Annotated in this window: 18 protein-coding genes and 4 pseudogenes; 15 read left to right on the forward strand and 7 right to left on the reverse strand. The window is 69.0% G+C overall.

Going from position 1 to position 20,447, the window contains the following annotated elements; translation table 11 throughout:
* Positions 1-55: 55 nt before the first annotated feature.
* A complete protein-coding gene (locus MM440_RS03360; protein ID WP_241441862.1) occupies positions 56-382 on the reverse strand; it encodes an acylphosphatase in 327 nt (108 codons plus the stop codon).
* Between the two features lie 53 nt (positions 383-435).
* Here MM440_RS03360 and MM440_RS03365 point away from each other — a divergent pair, with 53 nt between their 5' ends.
* The gene (locus tag MM440_RS03365; RefSeq protein ID WP_241441864.1) at positions 436-2,397 is read left to right on the forward strand and encodes a M3 family metallopeptidase; all 1,962 of its coding nucleotides are present in this window, start codon (positions 436-438) and stop codon (positions 2,395-2,397) included.
* Positions 2,398-2,415: 18 nt separating this feature from the next.
* Here the strand turns inward: MM440_RS03365 and MM440_RS03370 are convergent, their stop codons facing one another.
* Complete coding sequence (locus tag MM440_RS03370; protein ID WP_241441865.1) at positions 2,416-3,393, reverse strand: NAD-dependent epimerase/dehydratase family protein; 978 nt, start codon at positions 3,391-3,393, stop codon at positions 2,416-2,418.
* Between the two features lie 501 nt (positions 3,394-3,894).
* Here MM440_RS03370 and MM440_RS03375 point away from each other — a divergent pair.
* Both MM440_RS03375 and MM440_RS03380 read left to right on the forward strand, forming a co-directional pair.
* Positions 3,895-4,152 (forward strand): type II toxin-antitoxin system Phd/YefM family antitoxin, encoded by a 258-nt coding sequence (locus MM440_RS03375; protein WP_241441866.1) that lies wholly within the window; start codon positions 3,895-3,897, stop codon positions 4,150-4,152.
* A 2-nt stretch (positions 4,153-4,154) separates the two neighbouring features.
* A complete protein-coding gene (locus tag MM440_RS03380; RefSeq protein ID WP_241441868.1) occupies positions 4,155-4,415 on the forward strand; it encodes a Txe/YoeB family addiction module toxin in 261 nt (86 codons plus the stop codon).
* 45 nt (positions 4,416-4,460) lie between these two features.
* Here the strand turns inward: MM440_RS03380 and MM440_RS03385 are convergent.
* Positions 4,461-4,616, reverse strand: a pseudogene (locus MM440_RS03385) (zinc finger domain-containing protein); the annotation flags it as partial.
* Positions 4,617-4,705: 89 nt separating this feature from the next.
* Positions 4,706-5,950, reverse strand: coding sequence for an IS256 family transposase (locus MM440_RS03390; RefSeq protein WP_241441595.1), 1,245 nt, complete (start codon positions 5,948-5,950; stop codon positions 4,706-4,708).
* A 671-nt stretch (positions 5,951-6,621) separates the two neighbouring features.
* Here MM440_RS03390 and trxB point away from each other — a divergent pair.
* From trxB to chrA, 8 genes and pseudogenes are all read left to right on the forward strand, one after another.
* Entirely contained in the window at positions 6,622-7,596 is a 975-nt protein-coding gene (gene trxB / locus MM440_RS03395; RefSeq protein WP_241441869.1) for a thioredoxin-disulfide reductase, read from the forward strand.
* Positions 7,593-7,919, forward strand: a complete 327-nt coding sequence (gene trxA / locus MM440_RS03400) for a thioredoxin (protein ID WP_241441871.1) — start codon at positions 7,593-7,595, stop codon at positions 7,917-7,919. The genes trxB and trxA overlap by 4 nt, the downstream gene beginning before the upstream one ends.
* Positions 7,916-9,025 (forward strand): ACR3 family arsenite efflux transporter, encoded by a 1,110-nt coding sequence (arsB, locus tag MM440_RS03405; protein ID WP_241441872.1) that lies wholly within the window; start codon positions 7,916-7,918, stop codon positions 9,023-9,025. Before trxA ends, arsB begins: the two co-directional genes overlap by 4 nt.
* Complete coding sequence (locus tag MM440_RS03410; protein ID WP_241441874.1) at positions 9,022-10,014, forward strand: metalloregulator ArsR/SmtB family transcription factor; 993 nt, start codon at positions 9,022-9,024, stop codon at positions 10,012-10,014. Before arsB ends, MM440_RS03410 begins: the two co-directional genes overlap by 4 nt.
* 16 nt (positions 10,015-10,030) lie before the next feature.
* Positions 10,031-10,429, forward strand: a pseudogene (locus MM440_RS03415) (arsenate reductase ArsC); the annotation flags it as partial.
* A gap of 54 nt (positions 10,430-10,483) precedes the next feature.
* A pseudogene (locus MM440_RS03420) lies at positions 10,484-10,876 on the forward strand (arsenate-mycothiol transferase ArsC); the annotation flags it as partial.
* A gap of 178 nt (positions 10,877-11,054) precedes the next feature.
* A complete protein-coding gene (locus tag MM440_RS03425) occupies positions 11,055-11,390 on the forward strand; it encodes a PadR family transcriptional regulator (RefSeq protein ID WP_241441875.1) in 336 nt (111 codons plus the stop codon).
* Positions 11,383-12,603 (forward strand): chromate efflux transporter, encoded by a 1,221-nt coding sequence (gene chrA, locus MM440_RS03430; RefSeq protein ID WP_241441876.1) that lies wholly within the window; start codon positions 11,383-11,385, stop codon positions 12,601-12,603. Before MM440_RS03425 ends, chrA begins: the two co-directional genes overlap by 8 nt.
* A 316-nt stretch (positions 12,604-12,919) precedes the next feature.
* Here chrA and mutM read toward each other — a convergent pair whose 3' ends face one another.
* The 3 genes from mutM to MM440_RS03445 all read right to left on the reverse strand — a co-directional run bounded on the left by mutM (position 12,920) and on the right by MM440_RS03445 (position 16,576).
* Positions 12,920-13,759 carry a bifunctional DNA-formamidopyrimidine glycosylase/DNA-(apurinic or apyrimidinic site) lyase gene (gene mutM / locus MM440_RS03435; protein ID WP_241441877.1) on the reverse strand — a complete coding sequence of 280 codons (840 nt, stop codon included), beginning with the start codon at positions 13,757-13,759 and terminating at the stop codon, positions 12,920-12,922.
* Positions 13,760-14,416: 657 nt separating this feature from the next.
* Positions 14,417-15,925 carry a multicopper oxidase family protein gene (locus MM440_RS03440; protein ID WP_241441879.1) on the reverse strand — a complete coding sequence of 503 codons (1,509 nt, stop codon included), beginning with the start codon at positions 15,923-15,925 and terminating at the stop codon, positions 14,417-14,419.
* A 204-nt stretch (positions 15,926-16,129) separates the two neighbouring features.
* A complete protein-coding gene (locus tag MM440_RS03445) occupies positions 16,130-16,576 on the reverse strand; it encodes a DUF6153 family protein (protein ID WP_241441881.1) in 447 nt (148 codons plus the stop codon).
* A gap of 151 nt (positions 16,577-16,727) precedes the next feature.
* Between MM440_RS03445 and MM440_RS03450 the strand changes: the two genes are divergently transcribed.
* The 4 genes and pseudogenes from MM440_RS03450 (at position 16,728) to MM440_RS03465 (ending at position 20,410) form a co-directional block, all read left to right on the forward strand.
* Entirely contained in the window at positions 16,728-16,937 is a 210-nt protein-coding gene (locus MM440_RS03450) for a heavy-metal-associated domain-containing protein (RefSeq protein WP_241441883.1), read from the forward strand.
* A gap of 145 nt (positions 16,938-17,082) precedes the next feature.
* Positions 17,083-19,352 (forward strand): annotated as a pseudogene (locus MM440_RS03455) (heavy metal translocating P-type ATPase).
* A gap of 52 nt (positions 19,353-19,404) precedes the next feature.
* Positions 19,405-19,677, forward strand: a complete 273-nt coding sequence (locus MM440_RS03460; RefSeq protein ID WP_241441884.1) for a YHS domain-containing protein — start codon at positions 19,405-19,407, stop codon at positions 19,675-19,677.
* Positions 19,678-19,822: 145 nt separating this feature from the next.
* Complete coding sequence (locus MM440_RS03465; protein WP_241441885.1) at positions 19,823-20,410, forward strand: YdhK family protein; 588 nt, start codon at positions 19,823-19,825, stop codon at positions 20,408-20,410.
* Positions 20,411-20,447: the final 37 nt, after the last annotated feature.

A 20,447-nucleotide genomic window follows, 5' to 3' on the forward strand; every position in this document is an offset into this window, starting at 1 on the left:
GCCCACCATAGCCGCGGGGGCGCGCGTCACCCGGGACGTCGCGGGCCTCGCTCGGTCAGCGCTCCTCGAAGCCGGTCAGCCCGGCACGCACCTCACCGGGCACGCCGGTGCACGTCTCGACCAGGCCGGGCCGCCGGTGCGGCACCGGGGACGCGCTGAGCAGGGCGCCCATCTCCTCGACCGCGGTGGCCGGTCCCTGGACGACCACCTCGACGCGGCCGTCGGAGAGGTTGCGGGCGTGGCCGACGAGTCCGAGCTCCAGCGCGCGGGACCGGGTCCACCAGCGGAACCCGACGCCTTGCACGGTCCCGCGGACGAAGTAGGTCATCCGCACGTCGGGCTGGGTCGGGTCGTCGGCTCGGTTGTCCCTGGACGTGTCCATGGCACCAGGGTAGGCAGGATGCGCCCGGTGCGGCGGCCACTAGAGTGGGCGGGGTGACGAATCCCCTCGCCCCGCTCGAGCTGCCCCCGACGCCGCAGGACTGGACCGACTGGCTGCGCACGCGCGTGGATCACGACCTCGCCGAGGCGGCGCGGCTGCGCGACCGGCTGCGCACGCTCGGCCGCAACGCCCCCGGTGGGGACGGCTCCAGCGGCACTCCCGAGCAGCACCGCAACCAGGTGCTGGGCACGTGGAACGAGCTCTACCGCACGCTGCGGGGCATCTCGGCGCTCACCAATCTGGTGGTCAACGTGCACCCCGAGGCCGCGACCCGTGAGGTCGGCGAGGAGGCCGAGCGACGGATCAGCGAGCTCTACACCGCCCTGGGGCAGGACGAGCTGCTCTACCGCGCGCTGCGTCAGGTGCCGACCGACGACGTCGACGAGACCACCCGGCGGATGGTCGAGCTGGAGCTGCGCGACTTCAAGCGTGCGGGTGTCGACGCCGACCGCGCCACCCGCGAGCGGCTGGTCCAGCTGAGCAAGGAGCTCACCGAGCTGGGGCAGGAGTTCGACCGGCGGATCCGCGACGACGTGCGCTCGATCACGATCGACGCGAGCCGTCTCGGCGGGCTGCCGCAGGACTGGATCGACGCCCACCAGCCGGACGAGAACGGCCAGGTGACGATCACCACCGACTACCCCGACCTGCTGCCCTTCACGACGTTCGCGCAGGACCGTGAGGCGCGGCTCGCGCTCAGCACCGTCAGCCTGCAGCGCGGCTGGCCGGACAACCAGGCGACCCTCGCGGCGATGATCGAGCGCCGCAACGAGCGCGCCCGGCTGCTCGGCTACCCCGACTGGGCCGACTACGACGCCGAGGTCAAGATGATCGGCGAGGGTGAGGCCATCGCCGCATTCATCGACGACGTCGTCGCCAAGGCCCGGCCGGCCGCCGAGGCCGACCGCGAGCTGCTGCTCCGCCGACTGCGCGAGGACCACCCCGACGTCGACACGGTCTACAACACCGACGCGAGCTACTACACCGAGCTAATCCGGCGCGAGCAGCACGGAGTGGACTCCCAGCACGTGCGCTCCTACTTCAGCTTCCCGCAGGTGCGCGACGGCCTGCTCGACGTCACCGGCAAGCTGTTCGGGATGACCTGGACGCCGCGCCCCGACGCCCCGCTCTGGCACGAGGACGTCACCGCCTACGACGTGGACGTCGACGGCGAGACGATCGGGCGGATGTATCTGGACCTGCACCCGCGCGACAACAAGTTCAAGCACGCGGCGCAGTTCGACCTCGTCGCCGGCATCGAGGGGCGCCAGCTCGCGGAGGGCGTCCTGGTCTGCAACCTGCCCACCGGCCTGATGGAGCACAACCAGGTCGTCACCCTCTTCCACGAGTTCGGGCATCTCGTCCACCACCTGCTCGCCGGGCGCCAGCGGTGGGTCCGCGACGCCGGCATCACCACCGAGTGGGACTTCGTCGAGGCCCCCTCGCAGATGCTCGAGGAGTGGGCGTGGGACGCGGCGGTCCTGCGGACCTTCGCGCGCAACGCCGAGGGCGAGCCCATCCCCACCGAGCTGGTCACCAAGATGCGCGCAGCCAGCGACGTGGCCAAGGCGTGGCGCGCGACGGTGCAGATGTTCTACGCGTCGCTGTCCTACTACTTCCACCACGCGCCGCAGCCCGACCTGGACGCCCAGCACCGGGAGCTGATGGCGCGCTACAACATCGCGGATCTGCTGCCGGACACCCACATGCACACGAGTTTCGGCCACCTGCACGGGTATTCGTCGGCCTACTACACCTACATGTGGTCCCTGGTCATCGCCAAGGACCTCTACTCGGCGTTCGACCACGACGACCCGTTCGACCTCGAGACGGCCCGTCGCTACCGCGACAAGGTCCTCGCCCCGGGTGGTTCGCGCGACGCCGCCGAGCTCGTCGAGGACTTCCTCGGCCGCCCCTACACCACCGACGCGTTCACGGCCTGGCTGGCCGAGTAGCCTTCTCCCCCAACGGATCTAGGCCTTCAGCGGGCCCGCCACGGCGAGCTCGCCGTCGTCGATCAGCCGGCGCACCGACTCCAGGATGGCCGCGTCCGGCTCGTACGCGGGCGCGTAGCCAAGCAGCGACTTCGCCTTGTCGATGCTGAACACCTGGCTGCGGTGCAGGTGACCCCAGCTCTGCTCGGCGTAGTCCGGCGTCGTCGCGGCGCGGTAGGCGTGCCACGTGATCGGCTCCACGGTGGCCGCCTGCCCGAACCACCCGGACGCGATCTCGACGTAACCCCGCACGCTCAGCGCGGTGGGGGCTACGACCGAGAAGTCCTCCCCCGCAGCGGCGTCCCGGTGCGAGACGGCCAGCTCGAAAGCCTGGGCGACGTCGTCGGCGTGCACGTGGTGCAGGGTCTCCATCCCGCTGCCGGGCACCTGCAGCACGCCACCGGACGAGAGCACCTGCCACACCTGCGGGTCGATGTTGCCGAGCGGACCCGTGGGGTGCCAGCCCGGACCGACGATGTGACCGGGGTGCAGGGAGGTGGTGACCAGCCCACCGGCGGCGGTCTCGTCCTTGAGCAGCCGCGCGATCGCTGCCTTCTGCACGCCGTAGTCGTCGAACGGTGGGTCGGCGGAGTCGGAGTCCTCGGTGATCGGCAGCTTGCGGCTGGGGCCGTGGCGCCAGATCGACCCGCAGTGGATCAGGTGGTCGACCTTGCCGCGCAGCGCCTCGACCAGCGCCGTCGCCGACTCGACGGTGAAGCAGACCAGATCGATGACGACGTCGGGCTCGAGGGCGACGATGGTCTGCCCGAACGTGCCCTCGGCGTCCTGCTGCTCGCGGTCCGCGGTGACGTGCCGCACCTGCTCCCACTCCGGTGCGTCTGCGTAGCCCGTGCCCCCGCTGCGCGTGACACTGACGACCTCGTGGCCGGCGCGAACCAGCCGTGGGACCAGGAAGGTGCCGATGTGGCCGCTCCCACCGATGACGACGACTCTCATGGGCCTCAGCCTAGGCACGCTTCTCGGCGTCTTCCTGTCGGCGACCGCCCGGCCGCTCGTCCAGGCGCTGGTTGTTCGCCCACTCGACAGCTTGAGCCACGCCCCGGCGACGGCTGACACGGCAGTTGCCCGCCGAGACGGCACCTCGTGACGCCCCCACCGCCGACACGGCAGCTAGCCACCGAAACGGCTGGCACAACAGACATCTCAGTCCCTAACAGCCATCTCGACGCCGCCTGCGTCACCAACCACCATCTCGGTCGCCAACCACCATCTCGGCGCCGGCACCACGCCCCGGACCCCACCCCCGAGGTCCCCAGCCCATCGAAACTGCAGATGTCGGACACGATCACGGCGTGTCGTGTCCGACAGCTGCAGGTTCAACGCGCCACACCCCCCGATCCCCCGGCAGCCGAAGCTCTCCCGCCCGGCGCGGACGCCCGCTACGTCATTGCGACCCGCTGGAGCACCTGTACGCTTTTCTGTACGGAAGGAGTCGACATGAAGACCATGAGCTACACCGAGTCTCGCGCTCGTTACGCCGAGGTGCTCGACTCGGTGATCGACGACCGCGAGGAGGTCGTGATCACCCGCGCCGGTCACGAGCCCGTCGTCATCGTCTCGCTCTCCGACTTCGAATCCCTGCGCGAGACGGCTTATCTCATGCGTTCGCCTGCCAACGCACGCCGACTCCTGGATGCGATGGAGCACCTGGAGAGCGGCGCCGGAGAGTCCCACGAGCTGCTCGACGCCGAGTGATCATGCGGCTGGTGTGGGACGCCAACGCCTGGGAGGACTACGTGTGGTGGCAGACCCAGGACCGCGAGACGCTCAAGCGGATCAACCTGCTCATCCAGGATGTCGTCCGCAACGGCAACGACGGGATCGGCAAGCCTGAGCCGTTGAAGCACGACTTCGCCGGCTACTGGTCCCGTCGCATCTCGGACGAGCATCGGCTGGTCCACAAGGTCATGGAGGCCGAGATCCGCGTCGCCGCCTGCCGCTACCACCACGGGAAGTAGCGACCTCCTGCGGCTGGCAAGAACTTCTTAGTCTCGGGTGCTTGGCTACGTGGTCGACCGAGGCCTCGGCTGGCAGCGCGGGCAGAAGTGCGAGGAGCGGTTCATGAACTCCTCGCGGCGCACGAGGGTGCCGCATCGGGGGCACGACCGGCCCTGCTGCCCGTAGACCGCGAGCGACCTGTCGAAGTAGCCCAACTTCCCACGATAGATACATTGAAAAACTGAGAGTCTCCGATGGTCAAGTCCGCTGGGGTGGTGTACGAGGTTGATCCCTCGGTTGGGTGTGTCGGTCAGGCTGTGAGGGCCTGGGGTTCTAGGTCGGTCACCTCCTCGACGTGGTTGGTGTCGACGGCCTGGGCTCGGGCGAGGACGTCGAGTCCGAGGTAGCGGCGGCCTTCGGCCCACTCGTCGTGCTGCTCGGCCAGCACGGCACCGACGAGCCGGATGATGCTGGCCCGGTCGGGGAAGATCCCAACAACGTCGGTGCGCCTGCGGATCTCGCGGTTGAGCCGCTCGTTGGGGTTGTTCGACCAGATCTGGCGCCAGACCTCCTTCGGGAACGGCGTGAACGCGAGGATGTCGGCGCGAGCGATCTCGAGGTGCTCGGCCACGGCGGGGAGCTTCTCGTGAAGGGCGTGGATGACCCTGTCGAACTGGGCGTGTACCGCTTCGGCGTCGGGCTGGTCGTAGATCGAGTGCAGCAGCGCCTTGACCCATGGCCACGACGACTTCGGTGTCGCGGACATGAGGTTCGCCGCGTAGTGGGTGCGGCAGCGCTGCCACGCGGCGCCGGGGATGGTGGCCGCGATCGCGTTCACTAGGCCAGCGTGAGCATCGCTGGTGACCAGCTTGACCCCGGACAAGCCGCGGGCAGTCAGGTCGCGGAAGAAGGCGAGCCAGCCGGCGCCGTCCTCGCTGGTGGTGACCTGCACGCCGAGGATCTCGCGGTGCCCATCGGCGTTGACGCCGGTCGCGACCAGCGCATGCACGGGCACCACCCGGCCGCCTTCGCGGACCTTGAGCACGAGCGCGTCGGCAGCGACGAATGTGAACGGTCCGCCGTCCTCCAGGCGCCGGGTGCGGAACTGTTCGACGTGCTCGTCGAGTTCCTTGGCCATCACCGAGACCTGGCTCTTGGACAGTCCGGTGATGCCGAGGGTCTGGACCAGCTTGTCCATCCGGCGCGTGCTGACCCCGAGCAGGTAGCAGGTCGCCACCACCGAGGTCAGGGCCCTCTCAGCCCGCTTCCTTCGTTCGAGCAGCCACTCCGGGTACAGGCTGCCCTGACGCAGCTTCGGGACAGCGACGTCGAGGGTGCCGACCCGGGTGTCGAGGTCACGGTGGCGGTAGCCGTTGCGGGAGTTGACCCGCTCCGGGCTTCGCTGGTTGAAGCCCGCGCCGCACACCGCGTCGGCCTGCGCGGACAGCAACGCGTTGACGAAAGTGGTGAGCAAGTCCCGCATCAGGTCGGGGCTCGCCTGGGACAGCTGCTCGTTCAGGAACTGGGCAGGGTCGATACTGGGCACAGCGGTCATCAAGGTGTCCTTCTTCGAGTCGGTTGTGAGAGATCACTCGAAGGATCCACCTGGTGGCCGCGCCTACGTTGGAGGCACGCGCTCACTCAGGTCCGTCGTACACCACTCTGCTGGACTCCACTTCTCCGATGATGCGTTTCCGCTGGCCAGAGGCCACATCACCGCAGAATGACGCGCGAATGACGTGTGCTGCCTACACACCAGAGTACGGCCTCAGGACTTCAATATGCCAACGGCCCAGTCGAAGCAAGAATCGGGCATCCACGACCGTGCGCACGGGACGCCGCCGCCATCGAAGATGGGCACGACATCGCCTCTGATGCAGTCCCGGCCTCCGCTTCTCTTCTTCTCTTGGCGTCCTGTTCGAGCAGGTGATCCGAGAAGACCTGGGCGATGAACTTTGTCTGCTCGCGCGTCAGTGGCGGTGCGGCCTCGCGGATCCTCTGGACGTGCTCGGCGTGCGCAGCTAGACCGAACGCTCGGTCCAGATCGGACACTCGGATCAGTGTCTTGATGACCGAGCGTCCGTCGCGGCCGTCCGCCCTTGTCACCGTCACCGTGGGAGACAAGAGCTATGGCATACACCCCTCGACCCAACATCCGAGATGAACAGCTGGTGAACCTCCACGCCCTGGCTTGACCCTTGATTCGATGCCCTTCAATATAGAAGCATGTCGAATCAAGATACAGAGTTGGTCATCGTCGGATCGGGCCCAGCCGGGTACACGGCAGCGGTCTACGCCGCACGAGCAGGCCTCTCCCCAGTAGTGATCGCCGGCTCGGTCACGGCTGGCGGCGCGCTGATGACGACGACCGAGGTGGAGAACTTCCCCGGTTTCGTAGACGCCGTCCAAGGACCTGAGCTGATGGAGGCGATGCGCGCACAGGCGGAGCGCTTCGCGGCCGAGATCATCTACGACGATGCCATCCGCCTCGACCTCACCGGCGGCGCGAAGATCGTCGAGACCGGAAACGGCGTCACGTATCGAGCCCGCGCGGTCATCCTGACCATGGGCTCGGCCTACCGGAAGCTCGGCCTGCCCGAGGAGGACCGCCTGTCCGGGCCCGGCGTCTCCTGGTGCGCCACCTGCGACGGCTTCTTCTTCCGCGACCAGCAAATCGCGGTGATCGGCGGCGGGGACTCGGCGATGGAGGAGGCATTGTTCCTCACACGGTTCGCCTCGAAGGTGACCGTCGTCCACCGCCGGGACGAGTTCCGGGCGTCGAAGATCATGGCGCAGCGAGTCCTGGAGCACCCGAAGATCGAGGTCGCCTGGAACAGCGAGGTCGCCGAGATCCTCGGCGACGAGCGGGTGGCCGGGCTGCGGCTGCGCGACACCGACAGCGGGACCGAGCGGACCCTCGACGCCACCGGCGTATTCGTCGCGATCGGCCACGATCCGCGCTCCGACCTCGTGGCCGGTCAGGTCAGCACCGACCAGGACGGGTACGTGAAGGTCGAGCACCCGTCGACGCGGACGAATCTGCCGGGCGTCTTCGCGGCCGGCGACCTGGTCGATCGCACCTACCGGCAGGCGATAACCGCCGCCGGGACCGGCTGCGCCGCAGCGCAGGACGCCCAGCACTACCTGTCGAACCTCGCTCCCGTCACCTCGGCGGAGCCCATCCTGGAGGTCTCCGCATGAGCACCATCCTCCACGTCACCGACTCGACCTTCCAAGCCGAGGTGTCCGAGTCAGAGCTGTCCGTCGTCGTCGACATCTGGGCGACCTGGTGCGGCCCGTGCAAGGCGATCGCTCCGATCCTGGACCAGCTCGCCGAGGAGTACGACGGTCGCGCCCGGATCGTCAAGGTGGATGCCGACCAGAACCCGGAGACCGTGAGCGCCGCCGGAGTGACCTCCATCCCGAGCCTCGCCTTCTACAAGGGCGGAGAACGGGTGGACGTACTGATCGGCGCGCATCCGAAGCCCACCGTCGCCGCGAAGATCGAGGAGCTGCTCGCATGACCACCGAAACCGTCGCTACTGCCCGCACCGCGCCAAAGCGGCTCTCCACCCTGGACAAGTGGCTGCCGCTGTGGATCGGCCTGGCCATGGTCGCCGGGCTCCTGCTCGGCCGCTTCGTCCCTGCCCTGTCGGACCTGCTGAGCCACCTGGAGGTCGGCGGGATCTCGGTGCCGATCGGGCTCGGCCTGCTGGTGATGATGTACCCGGTGCTCGCGAAGGTCCGCTACGACAGGGTCGCCGCCGTCACCGGCGACAAGAAGCTGCTGGCCTCCTCTCTCGTGCTGAACTGGCTCGTGGGACCGACGGCGATGTTCGCGCTCGCGTGGATCTTCCTGCCCGACCTGCCCGAGTACCGCACCGGCCTCATCATCGTGGGCCTCGCGCGCTGCATCGCCATGGTCGTGATCTGGAACGACCTCGCCTGCGGCGACCGCGAGGCGACCGCGGTGCTGGTGGCCATCAACTCCGTGTTCCAGGTCGTGATGTTCTCCCTGCTCGGCTGGTTCTACCTGACGGTCCTGCCCGGCTGGCTCGGCCTTGACGCGCAGGGGCTGGAGGTCTCGGTCGGGCAGATCGCGCTGAACGTGCTGGTGTTCCTCGGCGTGCCGCTCGTCGCGGGCTTCGCCTCGCGGTGGATCGGCGAGAAGCGCCGCGGCCGGGACTGGTACGAGCAGAAGTTCCTTCGTCGCATCGGTCCGTGGGCCCTGTACGGGCTGCTGTTCACGATCGTGCTGCTGTTCGCCCTGCAGGGCGACGCGGTGCTGGGCAAGCCGTTGGACGTCGCACGCATCGCCCTGCCGCTGCTGGTGTACTTCGGGCTGATGTGGTTCGCCGGGATCCTGCTCGGCAAGGGCCTCGGCCTCGGCTACGCGCGGTCGACGACCCTGGCCTTCACCGCGGCGGGCAACAACTTCGAGCTGGCGATCGCCGTCGCCATCGGGACCTTCGGGGCAGCGTCCGGCCAGGCGCTGGCAGGCGTCGTCGGACCCCTCATCGAGGTCCCGGTCCTGGTAGGCCTCGTCTACGTCTCGCTCTGGGCCGCCCGCGCCTGGTTCCGCACAGACCCGTACGCCGCTGAAACCATCACCGAATCGAGGACATCATGAGCGAAGACATCCTGCTGACTGAGCCCTGCGCCCCGACCGAGACGCACGCGATCAGCGCCGAGGCCGCGACCACGGTCGCGACCGCGTTGAAGGCCCTGGGCGACCCCTTCCGGCTTCGGATGCTCTCGGCGATCGCGGCAGACCCGCGCGGGGAGTCCTGCGTGTGCGACCTCGCCGAGCTCGCCGAGGTCTCCCAGCCCACGGTCTCCCACCACCTGAAGGTCCTCAAGAACGTGGGCCTGCTGGACGCCGAGCGCCGCGGCACCTGGGTCTGGTACCGCATCAACCCGGCACGCCGTTCGGCGGTGACCGCACTGCTGGACGCCTTCGCCCCGGCGGCCATCGCCGAGGCAGCGCCCGAGGCACTGCCTGACGCGGACCCTGCGGACACGGACGCGCAGATCGCCCATCTCGCCGCGGACCTCGCGGCCGCGACCCCGGCCCTGCCGCCCGAGACCGTGACGGGCATCGTGCGGGAGTCCTACGCCGCGCTGGCCCGAAGCGCGAAGATCACCCGCTACATCGTGCCGCTGACCGAACGGTTCGCGAGGCAGCGCCTGGCCGACCTCACCCGCGACCGCGCGAGCGCCGCACCCCAGGTGCTGTTCGTCTGCGTCGCGAACGCCGGCCGCTCCCAGCTCGCCGCCGCCCTGGTCACCCAGCTCTCCAACGGACGGGTGATCGCCCGCTCGGCCGGATCGACTCCCGCCGCGGACGTGCACCCGCACGTCCGCTCCCTGCTCGCAGAGATCGAGGGGGACGATGCCGCGCAGCGCTTCCCGAAGCCGCTCACCGACGACGCCGTGCGCGCCGCCGACGTGGTCGTGACCATGGGCTGCGGCGATGTGTGCCCGGTCATCCCCGGAATCCGCTACGAGGACTGGGCCGTGGGAGACCCGGCCCTCGCCTCGCCCAAGGGCGTCGCAGCCATCCGTGATGACATCGAATCCCGTGTCCGCAAGCTGCTCGACACGCTCCTCACCGACTGAAACCGAAGGAACCTCTATGACCGACCAGAAGCCCTCCGTCCTGTTCGTCTGCGTCCACAACGCCGGACGATCCCAAATGGCCGCCGGCTACCTCCGCGACCTCGCCGGCGACCGCGTCGAGGTCCGCTCCGCAGGATCGATGCCGGCCGAGCAGATCAACCCGATCGCGGTCGAGGCCATGCGGGAAGTGGGCATCGACATCACCGCCGAGCAGCCCAAGGTGCTCACGACCCAGGCCGTGCAGGACTCCGACGTCGTGATCACCATGGGCTGCGGCGACGCCTGCCCGTTCTTCCCGGGCAAGCGCTACGAGGACTGGAAGCTCGAGGATCCGGCCGGGCAGGGCATCGAGGCGGTCCGGCCCATCCGCGACGAGATCCGCTCGCGCATCGAGGCGCTCATCGACGAACTGCTCGCATCGGCCGACGCACCGCAGGATGACGAGCGGCACCCGTCGGTGCTGTTCGTCTGCAAGAAGAACGGCGGGAAGTCCCAGATGGCCGCCGCCCTCATGCGCAGGCTCGCCGGCGACGCGATTCAGGTCCACTCCGCGGGCACGGCCCCGGGTTCGGCGCTCAACGCCTTGTCCGCCGCGTCCGTCGCCGAGGTCGGGGCGAGCATGGACGGCGAGCACCCGAAGCCGATCGAGCCGGGCCTCCTGCTCTCCGTGGACCGCGTCGTCGTCATCGGCGACGAGGCCGTCGTCGAGCCCGTGCCCGGGATGGCCGGGGCCATCGAATCGTGGTGCATTGATGAGCCCTCAGAGCGAGACATCGAGGGCAAGGAGCGGATGCGACTGATCCGCGATGAGCTTGCCAAAAAGGTCCGCGACCTCGCGTCGGAGCTGGCATCTGAAGACTGAGCGGACCTCTGCTAGAACGAACGGCGCGTTCACTCGTGCCCGCTGGGGATCGGACTCTCTCGCACCAAGGCAGAGGCTCCTGCCGTCTCGTGACACTTCAGATGTTCGTTGAGTCATCAAGACACGCGGCTGAGCCCCTATTCACTATCCGTCCTCGATATCGATGTACGATACTGATATGGAGTCCAACGACGACGCTTCGACGGAGTTCGAGCACCACGACCTGCTGTCCGGGCTCGTGCGCATGCATGTGCTGCACCACGCAGCGCAGGAGGAGATCTACGGCGCGTGGATGATCGAGGAGCTCGCGGGCCACGGCTACCGGCTCTCCCCGGGGACGCTGTACCCGATGCTGCGCCGGATGGTCGCCGACGGATATCTGACCGTGCGCTCCGAGCGCGACGGACGCACGGTGCGCAAGTACTACTCCGCCACCGACAAGGGACGCGAAGGGCTCGCCCTGGCGCGGGAGCGCGTCCAGATCTTCACCCGAGAGGAACCCGAGCATGACTGATACCGTGTCCGCACCCACGAGAGCCGCGCGCGGCTCCGCCTGGGAGGTGTTCCGCGTCTTCCTCAGGCTCGGCGTCACCTCCTTCGGCGGGCCGATCGCGCACCTGGGCTACTTCCGCACCGAGGCCGTCGAGCGCCGGAAGTGGCTGGACGACCAGGAGTACGCCGACCTCGTCGCGCTCTGCCAGTTCCTGCCGGGCCCCGCGTCGAGCCAGGTCGGATTCGCGATCGGCATGCACCGCGCCGGGGCTCTCGGCGCGCTGGCGGCGTTCCTCGCCTTCACGCTGCCGTCGGCGGCGCTGATGGTCGCGTTCGCCTACGGGGCGTCGCTGTTCACCGGCCCCGTCGGCGAGGGACTGCTCATCGGGCTGAAGATCGTCGCGGTCGCCATCGTCGCCCAGGCGGTCCTGGGGATGGCCAAGAGCCTGGCTCCCGACAGGCAGCGCGCGTCGATCGCAGCCGTCGCCGCGGCCGCGGCCCTGCTGCTGGCCGGATCGGCAGGGCAGGTCATCGCGATCGTGCTCGGCGCGGTCGCCGGGTACTTCTTCTGCCGCTCCGGGAGCGCCTCGTCCGGCGGGGCGCTGCACTTCCCCGTCCGGCGTGGCGTCGGCGCAGCGAGCCTAGTCCTGTTCGGGATCCTGCTGCTCGGCCTGCCAGTGGCAGTGATCGCGACGGGCTCGGGAGACCTGGCTCTCTTCGACTCCTTCTACCGCGCGGGCTCCCTGGTCTTCGGCGGCGGGCATGTCGTCCTGCCGCTGCTCCAGTCCGGAGTCGTCGAGACCGGATGGGTGAGCGATCAGCAGTTCCTGGCCGGCTACGGTGCCGCGCAGGCGGTGCCCGGACCGCTGTTCACCTTCGCCGCGTTCCTGGGCACGGCATCGACCACTGGGCCCGGCGGAGTCCTCGGAGCGGCGATCGCCCTTGTCGCCGTCTTCCTGCCCGGATTCCTGCTCCTGGTCGGCGTGCTGCCGTTCTGGAACTCGCTGCGCCAGCGCCCCTGGGCCCAGGCCGTGATGCGCGGAGCCAACGCCGCGGTCGTCGGCATCCTCGCCGCAGCCCTGTACTCCCCGGTGTTCTCCACCGCGATCACCGGCCCCGGCCCGTTCGCTCTCGCGCTGGTCTGCTTCGTGCTCCTGATCGCGTGGAAGCTGCCGCCGTGGGCCGTCGTGATCGTCGGCGCTGCAGGTGGAGTTCTGCTCTCGTTCGTGGCCTGAACGGACAGCTTGTGTCGTCCGCCGGAGCCCTGAGCACTTTCTCCACACCTGTCTGCTCAGCGTCCGTGACCTTGCTTCCTCAGGCGCACTCCTCATCACGCCAGGGTCGTTGTCGATGCTCGATCATTGATCAATTGCAGAGACCCCGCGATCGCAGGCTCGATCAGTTTTCCCGATGAATGTGGGCGACCACGACCATTCGCCCCAGAATCCACGATGTCGCGTCGACGTTCCGTGCGTTGACGCAGCGTTCTTCGAACGCACGGCTCCAACGATGGAGTCGATCACTGTCGTGACTCGCCCATGGGCTACTGATCTACCGCTTTCGCTGACAGGTCGGACACGAGTGGCTCGAGCGGTTCATGAATTGTTCCCGGACGATCGGCGTCCCGCAGCGCGTGCAGGGCTGACCGGCAAGACCGTAGGCATTAAGGCTCCGGGCAAAATAACCACTGCTGCCTGCCACGTCGACATAGAGGGAATCGAACGACGTTCCACCCTGGTCGAGTGCCGCGGCCATGACCTCGCGCGCAGCATTGATCAGCGCAGAGATCCTCGGCTTGCTCAGCGACGATGCGGGCGTCTCCCCGTGCACCCTGGCAGCCCACAGAGCCTCGTCGGCGTAGATGTTCCCGATGCCGGACACCACCGTCTGGTCCAGCAAGACGCGCTTGATCCCGGTGCGCTTGGTCTTGATCCGCGCAACCGCCGCCGGCTGGTCGAACAGCGAATCGAACGGGTCCCGTGCGATGTGGGCGATCGGCGAGGGCAGTGCTGCTCCGCCTTCGTCGTACATCAGATGGCCGAACGTGCGCTGGTCGTCGAAGCGCAGATCGTGGCCGCCGTCGGTGAAGGTGAACCGCGCCCGCTCGTGCTCACCGACCGCAGCATCAGGGGACGTGATGAGCATCTGCCCGCTCATCCCCAGGTGCGCGAGCAGCGCATCTTCTTCGTCCAGGATCAGCCACAGGTACTTGCCTCGGCGGGCAGTCCCCGTGATCGTCGCGCTGACCATCCGCGCTGCCAGATCCGCGGGACCTCCGACATGGCGACGAGCGGCCCGGGGATGCCGGACGACAGCCGAGGCGATCGTCCGGCCACGGACATGATCGTCGAGTCCGCGGCGCACGACCTCGACTTCAGGCAGTTCAGGCACAAGCAACACCTTTCAGTGTCCGGGATCCGGGCATACGGCGGTGCGATGCTGAACAGGTCGGGCTATCGAAGTGCTCGGTCAAAGCCTGTCGTGCCAGGTCAGAATGGGATATGCCTCGTTGACTCCGCGCCGGTGTCCGGCACCACCAGGCGCGACTTTGGAGTGCACGGCTTCCTTCGACCCGCTTTAATGCAATGTCGCAGATGCCCGACTCCACACGTTTGTGACATTGATGTACGGGAAGAGCCTCGGACGCCCGTTTCCCCAGGTCAGCAGCATTAGTGCGGGACACGGATCGATTTTCAAGGGACCAGCGCTCCTCCCGATCGGACATGAGCACTCGACCATCATGACATTGAACGGGCACGCTGCGGGCGGTCAGACAGTGCCCGCCGTGACTCCAGCATCTGTCCCTCCCTGGGTCTCAAGAAGGAGATGTCTTCGAGACGCGCCTTCGGAGCACCGCCGAACCTTGCCATTGTCGACGCTGCATCTTCGATGGGACGCGAAAGCAGTCAAAGAACGGGTCGCGATGCTGTCTCGCATCCGCGATGCACCGTAGCGAGCGGCACGGCAACGGCGGCGGGGCGGTGCAACCACAGAGCACGCGGCCCCGCCGCTGATGACCGGTCCTACCCAGAAATGTCCGGCCGGAGTTCAGCCGTTCTGGTAGGCGATCGTCGTCATCATCCCGGCCTCCCCGTGGTAGACGTTGTGGCAGTGCGTGAGCCACCGGCCGGGGTTGTCGGCGTCGAACTCGACGCGGAGCGCCTTGCCGGGCAGGACGATCGCGGTGTCCTTCCGCGGACCGCCGCCGGCGAGCTGGAAGGTGTGCCCGTGCAGGTGCATGGGGTGCCACATCGTGGTCGAGTTCTTGAACTCCAGCGCGATCCGCTCTCCCTCGGCGATGCCGAGGGCGTCGCGCATCGGCTGGTCCATGTCCATGCGCTCGCCGTTGATCGCCCAGTCGTACTTCTCCATGCCCCCGGTCAGCTCGAGGGCGACTGTGCGGTCGGCGGCGCGCTGGGGCAGAGCGACCCGGCTCGTCGCCTTGAGGTCTGAGCCCGTGGCGGGGCTCTTGGTCTGCGGCAGCTTCGCGTCCTTCGTCGGGGCGGTGCCGGATCCGGTGCGCAGGACGGCGAGGGCCTGGTCCTGCTTGCCGATTGCCTCGGCGATCACGGCGAACGCGCCGTCTCCGGCGGTGATGATCGCGTCGTAGCGCTCGCCCATGCCGAGCACGACGCTCTCGGCCTCGAACGGCTCGACGGGGAACCCGTCGGTGTGGGTGATCGTCAGCGGGTGCTCGGCGAGGCCGAACCGGAAGGCGGTGTCGCCGCCGGCGTTGATGATCCGCAGCCTGATCCTCTCGCCGGGTTTCGCGGTGAAGGTCTGCGGGTCGTTCGCGGGCCGGCTGTTGATCAGGTAGAGGGGGTAGTAGACGTCGCCGGCGTCGCCGCCGAGCAGCGGCGAGGTCGCGCCCATCAGGGTGTTGCCCATCCGCATCGGCCCCATGTCCATGCCGCCGTGGTCCATCATCCCCTTCTCGAGCTCCTTGAGGACCTCGTCCGGGGTGGCGGTGACGCCGTCGAGCCAGTCGTCGAGGACGATGACCCACTCCTTGTCGAAGCCGGCCCTCTCGTTCGGGTCGTCGATGATCAGCGGCGCGTAGAGGCCGCGATCGAGCTGGACGCCGACGTGGGGGTGGAACCAGAACGTGCCGGGCTCAGGCAGGGTGAACTCGTAGGCGAACGAGCCGCCGGGCTGGACGGGCTCCTGGGTGAGGCCCGGGACGCCGTCCATGTCGTTGCGCAGGGCGAGGCCGTGCCAGTGCACGCTGGTCGGGTCGGGCAGCTTGTTGGTGAGGGCGACCTTGAGGGTGTCGCCGACGTTGCCGCGCAGCGGCTCGGTCGCCGACGCCCCGCGGTAGGCCCACGTCTTGGCGGTCTTGCCGCCGAGGTCGAGGGCGACCGGCTCGGCGGTCAGGGCGCGCTGCACGACGGTCCCGGTGCGGCGGCGCTTCGCCTCGGCCGCGGTGACCGCGGCGCTGTCGGGCCGGACGAACGAGGTCGTCTTCTTGGTGGTGGAGCTGCAGCCGGCGAGGCCGGCGGCGGTGAGGGTGAGCGCGCCGGCGGCGAGGAACTGGCGGCGGTTCAGGCTGGAGTGCATGGGAGGTGTCCTTCTGTGTCGATGGTGAGCGGTGCCACGGCACCCGGCCGGCGCGCTCGGCGATCACGGGTGATCGGGCGCGCGGGGATGCGTGGGCCCCGGGCGGGGTCCGGCGTCATGGGACGCGGTCGTGGTGGCAAGGTTCGGCAGGGTCGTGGACCCGCCGAGGAGGACGGTGAGCGCCGGGTCGGCGCTCACCGCTGCTCACGTTCGATAGATCGACAGTTCCAGGTGCGACAGCGCCAGCCGTCGGGGCGACTGGAGCGGCGGCACCGGCTCGGGCGCGGGGCCGAGCTCGGGCAGTGTCGCGGCGAGCGGGGCGGGAAGGACGGGGATGCTCTTGCCTGCAGGCCCGGGGACGCAGGTGGAGCCTGAGCCGCTGCTCATGGCACCCGCGCAGCCGCCGGAGCCGTGGACCATGCCGTGCGGTCCGGACGCAGATGACGAGGAGACACTCGCCGCCGCGTGGGTGATGCCGGGCGTCGCCGGGGACGAATGCTTCATCGAGGCCATGGGGGCGCTCATGGCCGACGCCGCGGCACCGTTGGCCAGCGAGTGCATGCCGAGGAGGCCGGCGATCAGCAGAGCCGCGAGGACGACGAGCTGCAGCCGGTGCCGGCTGCGGCGGGGTTCGTCGGTCGCGGTCTCCACGTTGCACAGCATACCCCGGTGGCGTATCCCCGTCTCCGAGGGAGGATCCGTCGGCGCGGCGCACGCCCCGCCTTGCGGGAATACCCAGCAGGGGTATACGGTTGCTCGTACGCGGTACCCACCGGGGGTATCTCTACTGAGGAGGCAATCGATGGCTGCGAACGAGTACCAGGTGACGGGCATGACCTGCGGGCACTGCGAGATGTCGGTCCGCGAGGAGGTCAGCGAGGTCCCCGGCGTCGAAGACATCCAGGTCAGCGCTCAGACCGGCAAGCTCGTCGTCTCCGGCTCCGGCGAGATCGACGACGCGAAGGTCCTGGCCGCCGTCGAGGAGGCCGGCTACACCGCCGTGCGCGCCTGACGACGCCACCAGCGCGACTCAGGCTCCCCGTCGACCTCGACGGCGACGGGAAGCCGAGCGCGCACCACTGATCGCACGGGCGACATGACCGCCCTGCGCACGAGCCGGACGCCGAGAGCCCGGAGGAGAGAAAGGACAGCAGAGGATGACTGCACCAGCGCCGCTCAGCGCGGACGCCGGCATCGAGCTCGAGATCGGCGGGATGACCTGCGCCTCCTGCGCGAACCGGATCGAGCGCAAGCTCAACAAGCTCGACGGCGTCGCCGCCTCGGTCAACTACGCCACCGAGAAGGCCAAGGTCACCGTCCCGGTGGCTACGACCCGGCACTGCTGGTCGCCGAGGTCGAGAAGACCGGCTACACCGCGGCCCTGCCCACGCCCCCGAGCTCCACGGCCCCTGAAGCGGCCGACGGCGCGGGCAGGGACGCCGACCCCGAGCTGACCTCGCTCAAGCAGAGACTGATCGGGTCGATCGTGCTCACCGTCCCGGTGATCGCCATGGCGATGATCCCGGCCCTGCAGTTCACCTACTGGCAGTGGGCATCGCTGACCCTGGCCGCGCCGGTGATCGTCTGGGCGGGCTGGCCGTTCCACAAGGCCGCGTGGACCAACCTCAAGCACGGCACCGCGACGATGGACACGCTCGTCTCGATGGGCACCTCGGCGGCCTTCCTGTGGTCGCTCTACGCGCTGTTCTTCGGCCACGCCGGCATGCCGGGCATGAAGCATCCCTTCGAGTTCGCCCTGGCCCGCTCCGACGGCGCGGGCAACATCTACCTCGAGGCCGCCGCCGGGGTGACGATGTTCATCCTCGCCGGCCGCTACTTCGAGAAGCGCTCCAAGCGCCAGGCCGGAGCGGCCCTGCGCGCCCTGCTCGACCTCGGCGCGAAGGAGGTCTCGGTGCTGCGGAATGGGGCCGAGGTCAAGATCCCGACCTCCGAGCTGACGGTCGGCGACGAGTTCGTCGTCCGGCCAGGTGAGAAGATCGCCACCGACGGCATCGTCGTCTCCGGCACTTCTGCGGTGGACGCGTCCATGCTCACCGGCGAGTCCGTGCCCGTCGAGGTCGGCGACGGCGACCCGGTCACCGGGGCCACCGTGAACGCCGGCGGCCGCCTGGTCGTGCGCGCCAGCCGGGTCGGCTCGGACACCCAGCTGGCGCAGATGGCCAAGCTCGTCGAGGACGCCCAGTCCGGCAAGGCCGCCGTCCAGCGGCTGGCCGACCGGATCTCCGGGGTGTTCGTCCCGGTCGTCATCGCCATCGCCCTCGTCGCCCTCGCCGCCTGGCTGATCTCCGGAGCCGGTGTCGCGACCGCGTTCACCGCCGCCGTCGCCGTTCTCGTCATTGCCTGCCCCTGCGCCCTCGGCCTGGCCACTCCGACCGCGCTGCTGGTCGGCACCGGTCGCGGCGCGCAGATGGGCGTCCTGATCAAGGGCCCCGAGGTCCTGGAGTCCACCCGCAAGGTCGACACCGTGGTGCTCGACAAGACCGGCACCGTCACCACCGGCAAGATGACCCTGGTCGAGGCGATCCCAGAGCCCGGCACGGACCGGGCCGAGCTGCTCCGCCTGGCCGGAGCCCTGGAGGACGCCTCCGAGCACCCCATCGCCCAGGCCGTCGCCAAGGGCGCGGTCCAGGAGGTCGGCACCTTGCCGACGCCGGAGGACTTCGCCAACGTCGACGGCAAGGGCGTCCAGGGCGTCGTCGACGGCCACGCGGTGCTCGTGGGCCGGGAGTCCCTGCTGGCCGACTGGTCCCAGCGCCTCTCCCCCGACGTCGCTGCCGCCAAGGCCGCGGCCGAGGGCGAGGGCAAGACCGTCGTCGCCGTCGGCTGGGACGGACAGGCCCGCGGCATCCTCGTCGTCGCCGACACCGTCAAGCCCACCAGCGCCGCGGCCATCCAGGGCCTCAAGGGCCTGGGCCTGACCCCGGTGCTGCTCACCGGTGACAACGAGGCCGTGGCCAAGCGGATCGCTGCCGAGGTCGGCATCGAGCAGGTGATCGCCGAGGTCCTGCCCAAGGACAAGGTCGACGTCGTCGCCCGCCTGCAGGGCGAGGGCAAGGTCGTCGCGATGGTCGGCGACGGCGTCAACGACGCCCCCGCCCTCGCCCAGGCCGACCTCGGACTGGCGATGGGCACCGGCACCGACGTCGCCATCGAGGCCTCCGACATCACCCTGGTCCGCGGGGACCTGCGGGCCGCGGTCGACGCGATCCGCCTGTCCCGCAAGACACTGAGAACGATCAAGACCAACCTGTTCTGGGCCTTCGCCTACAACGTCGCCGCCATCCCGGTCGCGGCGCTGGGCATGCTCAACCCCATGCTCGCCGGCGCGGCGATGGCGTTCTCATCCGTCTTCGTCGTGGGCAACAGCCTCCGCCTGCGCGGGTTCCGCAGCGTCATCGAGCAGTGACGCCGCGGCACCCATTCCACCCGCACGAGAACACGGAAGGCACCCACAGACAATGAGCAACGAGTCACTGGCACCGGCCAGCTGCTGCAGCACCACGAACGCCGAGGGGCCCGTGGTCTCCGCCGACGGCCGCGAGAACCTCCTCGGCGGCGACGACGACATGACCACGTGCCCCGTCATGGTCGGCAGCCCGGTCAGCAAGAGCGCGGCCGAGGCCGCCGGTCTCTTCCGCGACCACGAAGGCCAGCGCTACTACTTCTGCTGCGCAGGCTGCGGACCCACCTTCGACTCGGCCCCGGCCAAGTACGCCGCCAACGCGGCATGAGCCCTCGGTGCCATGCCGCGGCACCGACTCCCAGCGGCCCGCCCGGAGCAAGCGAACCGTCCTGACCAGGCCCGACCGACCGATTGCCATATACCCCATAGGGGTATATGGTTGGTCGTGTTAGACCGAATCGATAGGAGACCATATGCGCAAGCGCCTCATGACGACCCTCGCCGCAGGAGTGCTCGGAGGAGCACTGGTGCTGACGGGCTGCAGCACCGGCGGAGGCCAGGACCACTCTGGCCACGGCGGCAGCAGCTCGACGAGCTCACCGGCCAGCAGCGACGGCGGGATGTCGATGGAGCACCCGATGGACGGCGGCCCCGCTCCGGCGGGCATCGAGAAGGCCGCGTCCCCGAAGTACCCGGTCGGCACGAAGGTCACGCTGACCGCCGACCACATGGAGGGCATGAAGGGTGCAAAGGCCACGATCGTCGGCGCTTACACGACCTACACCTATGCGGTGAACTTCACCCCCACCACCGGGGGCGAGCCGGTCAAGGACCACAAGTGGGTGGTCCAGCAGGAGATCAAGGACGCCGGCAATAAGCGGCTGCCCGACGGCACCGAGGTCACCCTCGAGGCCGAGCACATGAAGGGCATGAAGGGCGCGAAGGCCACCATCGCCTCCTCCACCGACCAGACCGTCTACATGGTCGACTACGAGACGGGCGGCATGAAGATGACCAACCACAAGTGGGTCGTCCAGAGCGAGATCCAGCCGGTCTCCTGACCGGCGAGACGCACACGACCCGATCGAGGGGAAGCGA

The sequence above is a fragment of the Arsenicicoccus piscis genome, from assembly GCF_022568835.1.
Lineage (GTDB): Bacteria > Actinomycetota > Actinomycetes > Actinomycetales > Dermatophilaceae > Arsenicicoccus > Arsenicicoccus piscis.

Excerpts from the sequence above, each read along its gene's own strand:
- MM440_RS03360 (WP_241441862.1), bottom strand. The coding sequence starts at position 382 with ATGGACACGTCCAGGGACAACCGAGCCGACGACCCGACCCAGCCCGAC.
- MM440_RS03370 (WP_241441865.1), bottom strand. The coding sequence starts at position 3,393 with ATGAGAGTCGTCGTCATCGGTGGGAGCGGCCACATCGGCACCTTCCTG.
- MM440_RS03375 (WP_241441866.1), top strand. The coding sequence starts at position 3,895 with ATGAAGACCATGAGCTACACCGAGTCTCGCGCTCGTTACGCCGAGGTG.
- MM440_RS03380 (WP_241441868.1), top strand. The coding sequence starts at position 4,155 with ATGCGGCTGGTGTGGGACGCCAACGCCTGGGAGGACTACGTGTGGTGG.
- MM440_RS03390 (WP_241441595.1), bottom strand. The coding sequence starts at position 5,950 with ATGACCGCTGTGCCCAGTATCGACCCTGCCCAGTTCCTGAACGAGCAG.
- trxB (WP_241441869.1), top strand. The coding sequence starts at position 6,622 with ATGTCGAATCAAGATACAGAGTTGGTCATCGTCGGATCGGGCCCAGCC.
- trxA (WP_241441871.1), top strand. The coding sequence starts at position 7,593 with ATGAGCACCATCCTCCACGTCACCGACTCGACCTTCCAAGCCGAGGTG.
- arsB (WP_241441872.1), top strand. The coding sequence starts at position 7,916 with ATGACCACCGAAACCGTCGCTACTGCCCGCACCGCGCCAAAGCGGCTC.
- MM440_RS03410 (WP_241441874.1), top strand. The coding sequence starts at position 9,022 with ATGAGCGAAGACATCCTGCTGACTGAGCCCTGCGCCCCGACCGAGACG.
- MM440_RS03425 (WP_241441875.1), top strand. The coding sequence starts at position 11,055 with ATGGAGTCCAACGACGACGCTTCGACGGAGTTCGAGCACCACGACCTG.
- chrA (WP_241441876.1), top strand. The coding sequence starts at position 11,383 with ATGACTGATACCGTGTCCGCACCCACGAGAGCCGCGCGCGGCTCCGCC.
- MM440_RS03440 (WP_241441879.1), bottom strand. The coding sequence starts at position 15,925 with ATGCACTCCAGCCTGAACCGCCGCCAGTTCCTCGCCGCCGGCGCGCTC.
- MM440_RS03450 (WP_241441883.1), top strand. The coding sequence starts at position 16,728 with ATGGCTGCGAACGAGTACCAGGTGACGGGCATGACCTGCGGGCACTGC.
- MM440_RS03460 (WP_241441884.1), top strand. The coding sequence starts at position 19,405 with ATGAGCAACGAGTCACTGGCACCGGCCAGCTGCTGCAGCACCACGAAC.
- MM440_RS03465 (WP_241441885.1), top strand. The coding sequence starts at position 19,823 with ATGCGCAAGCGCCTCATGACGACCCTCGCCGCAGGAGTGCTCGGAGGA.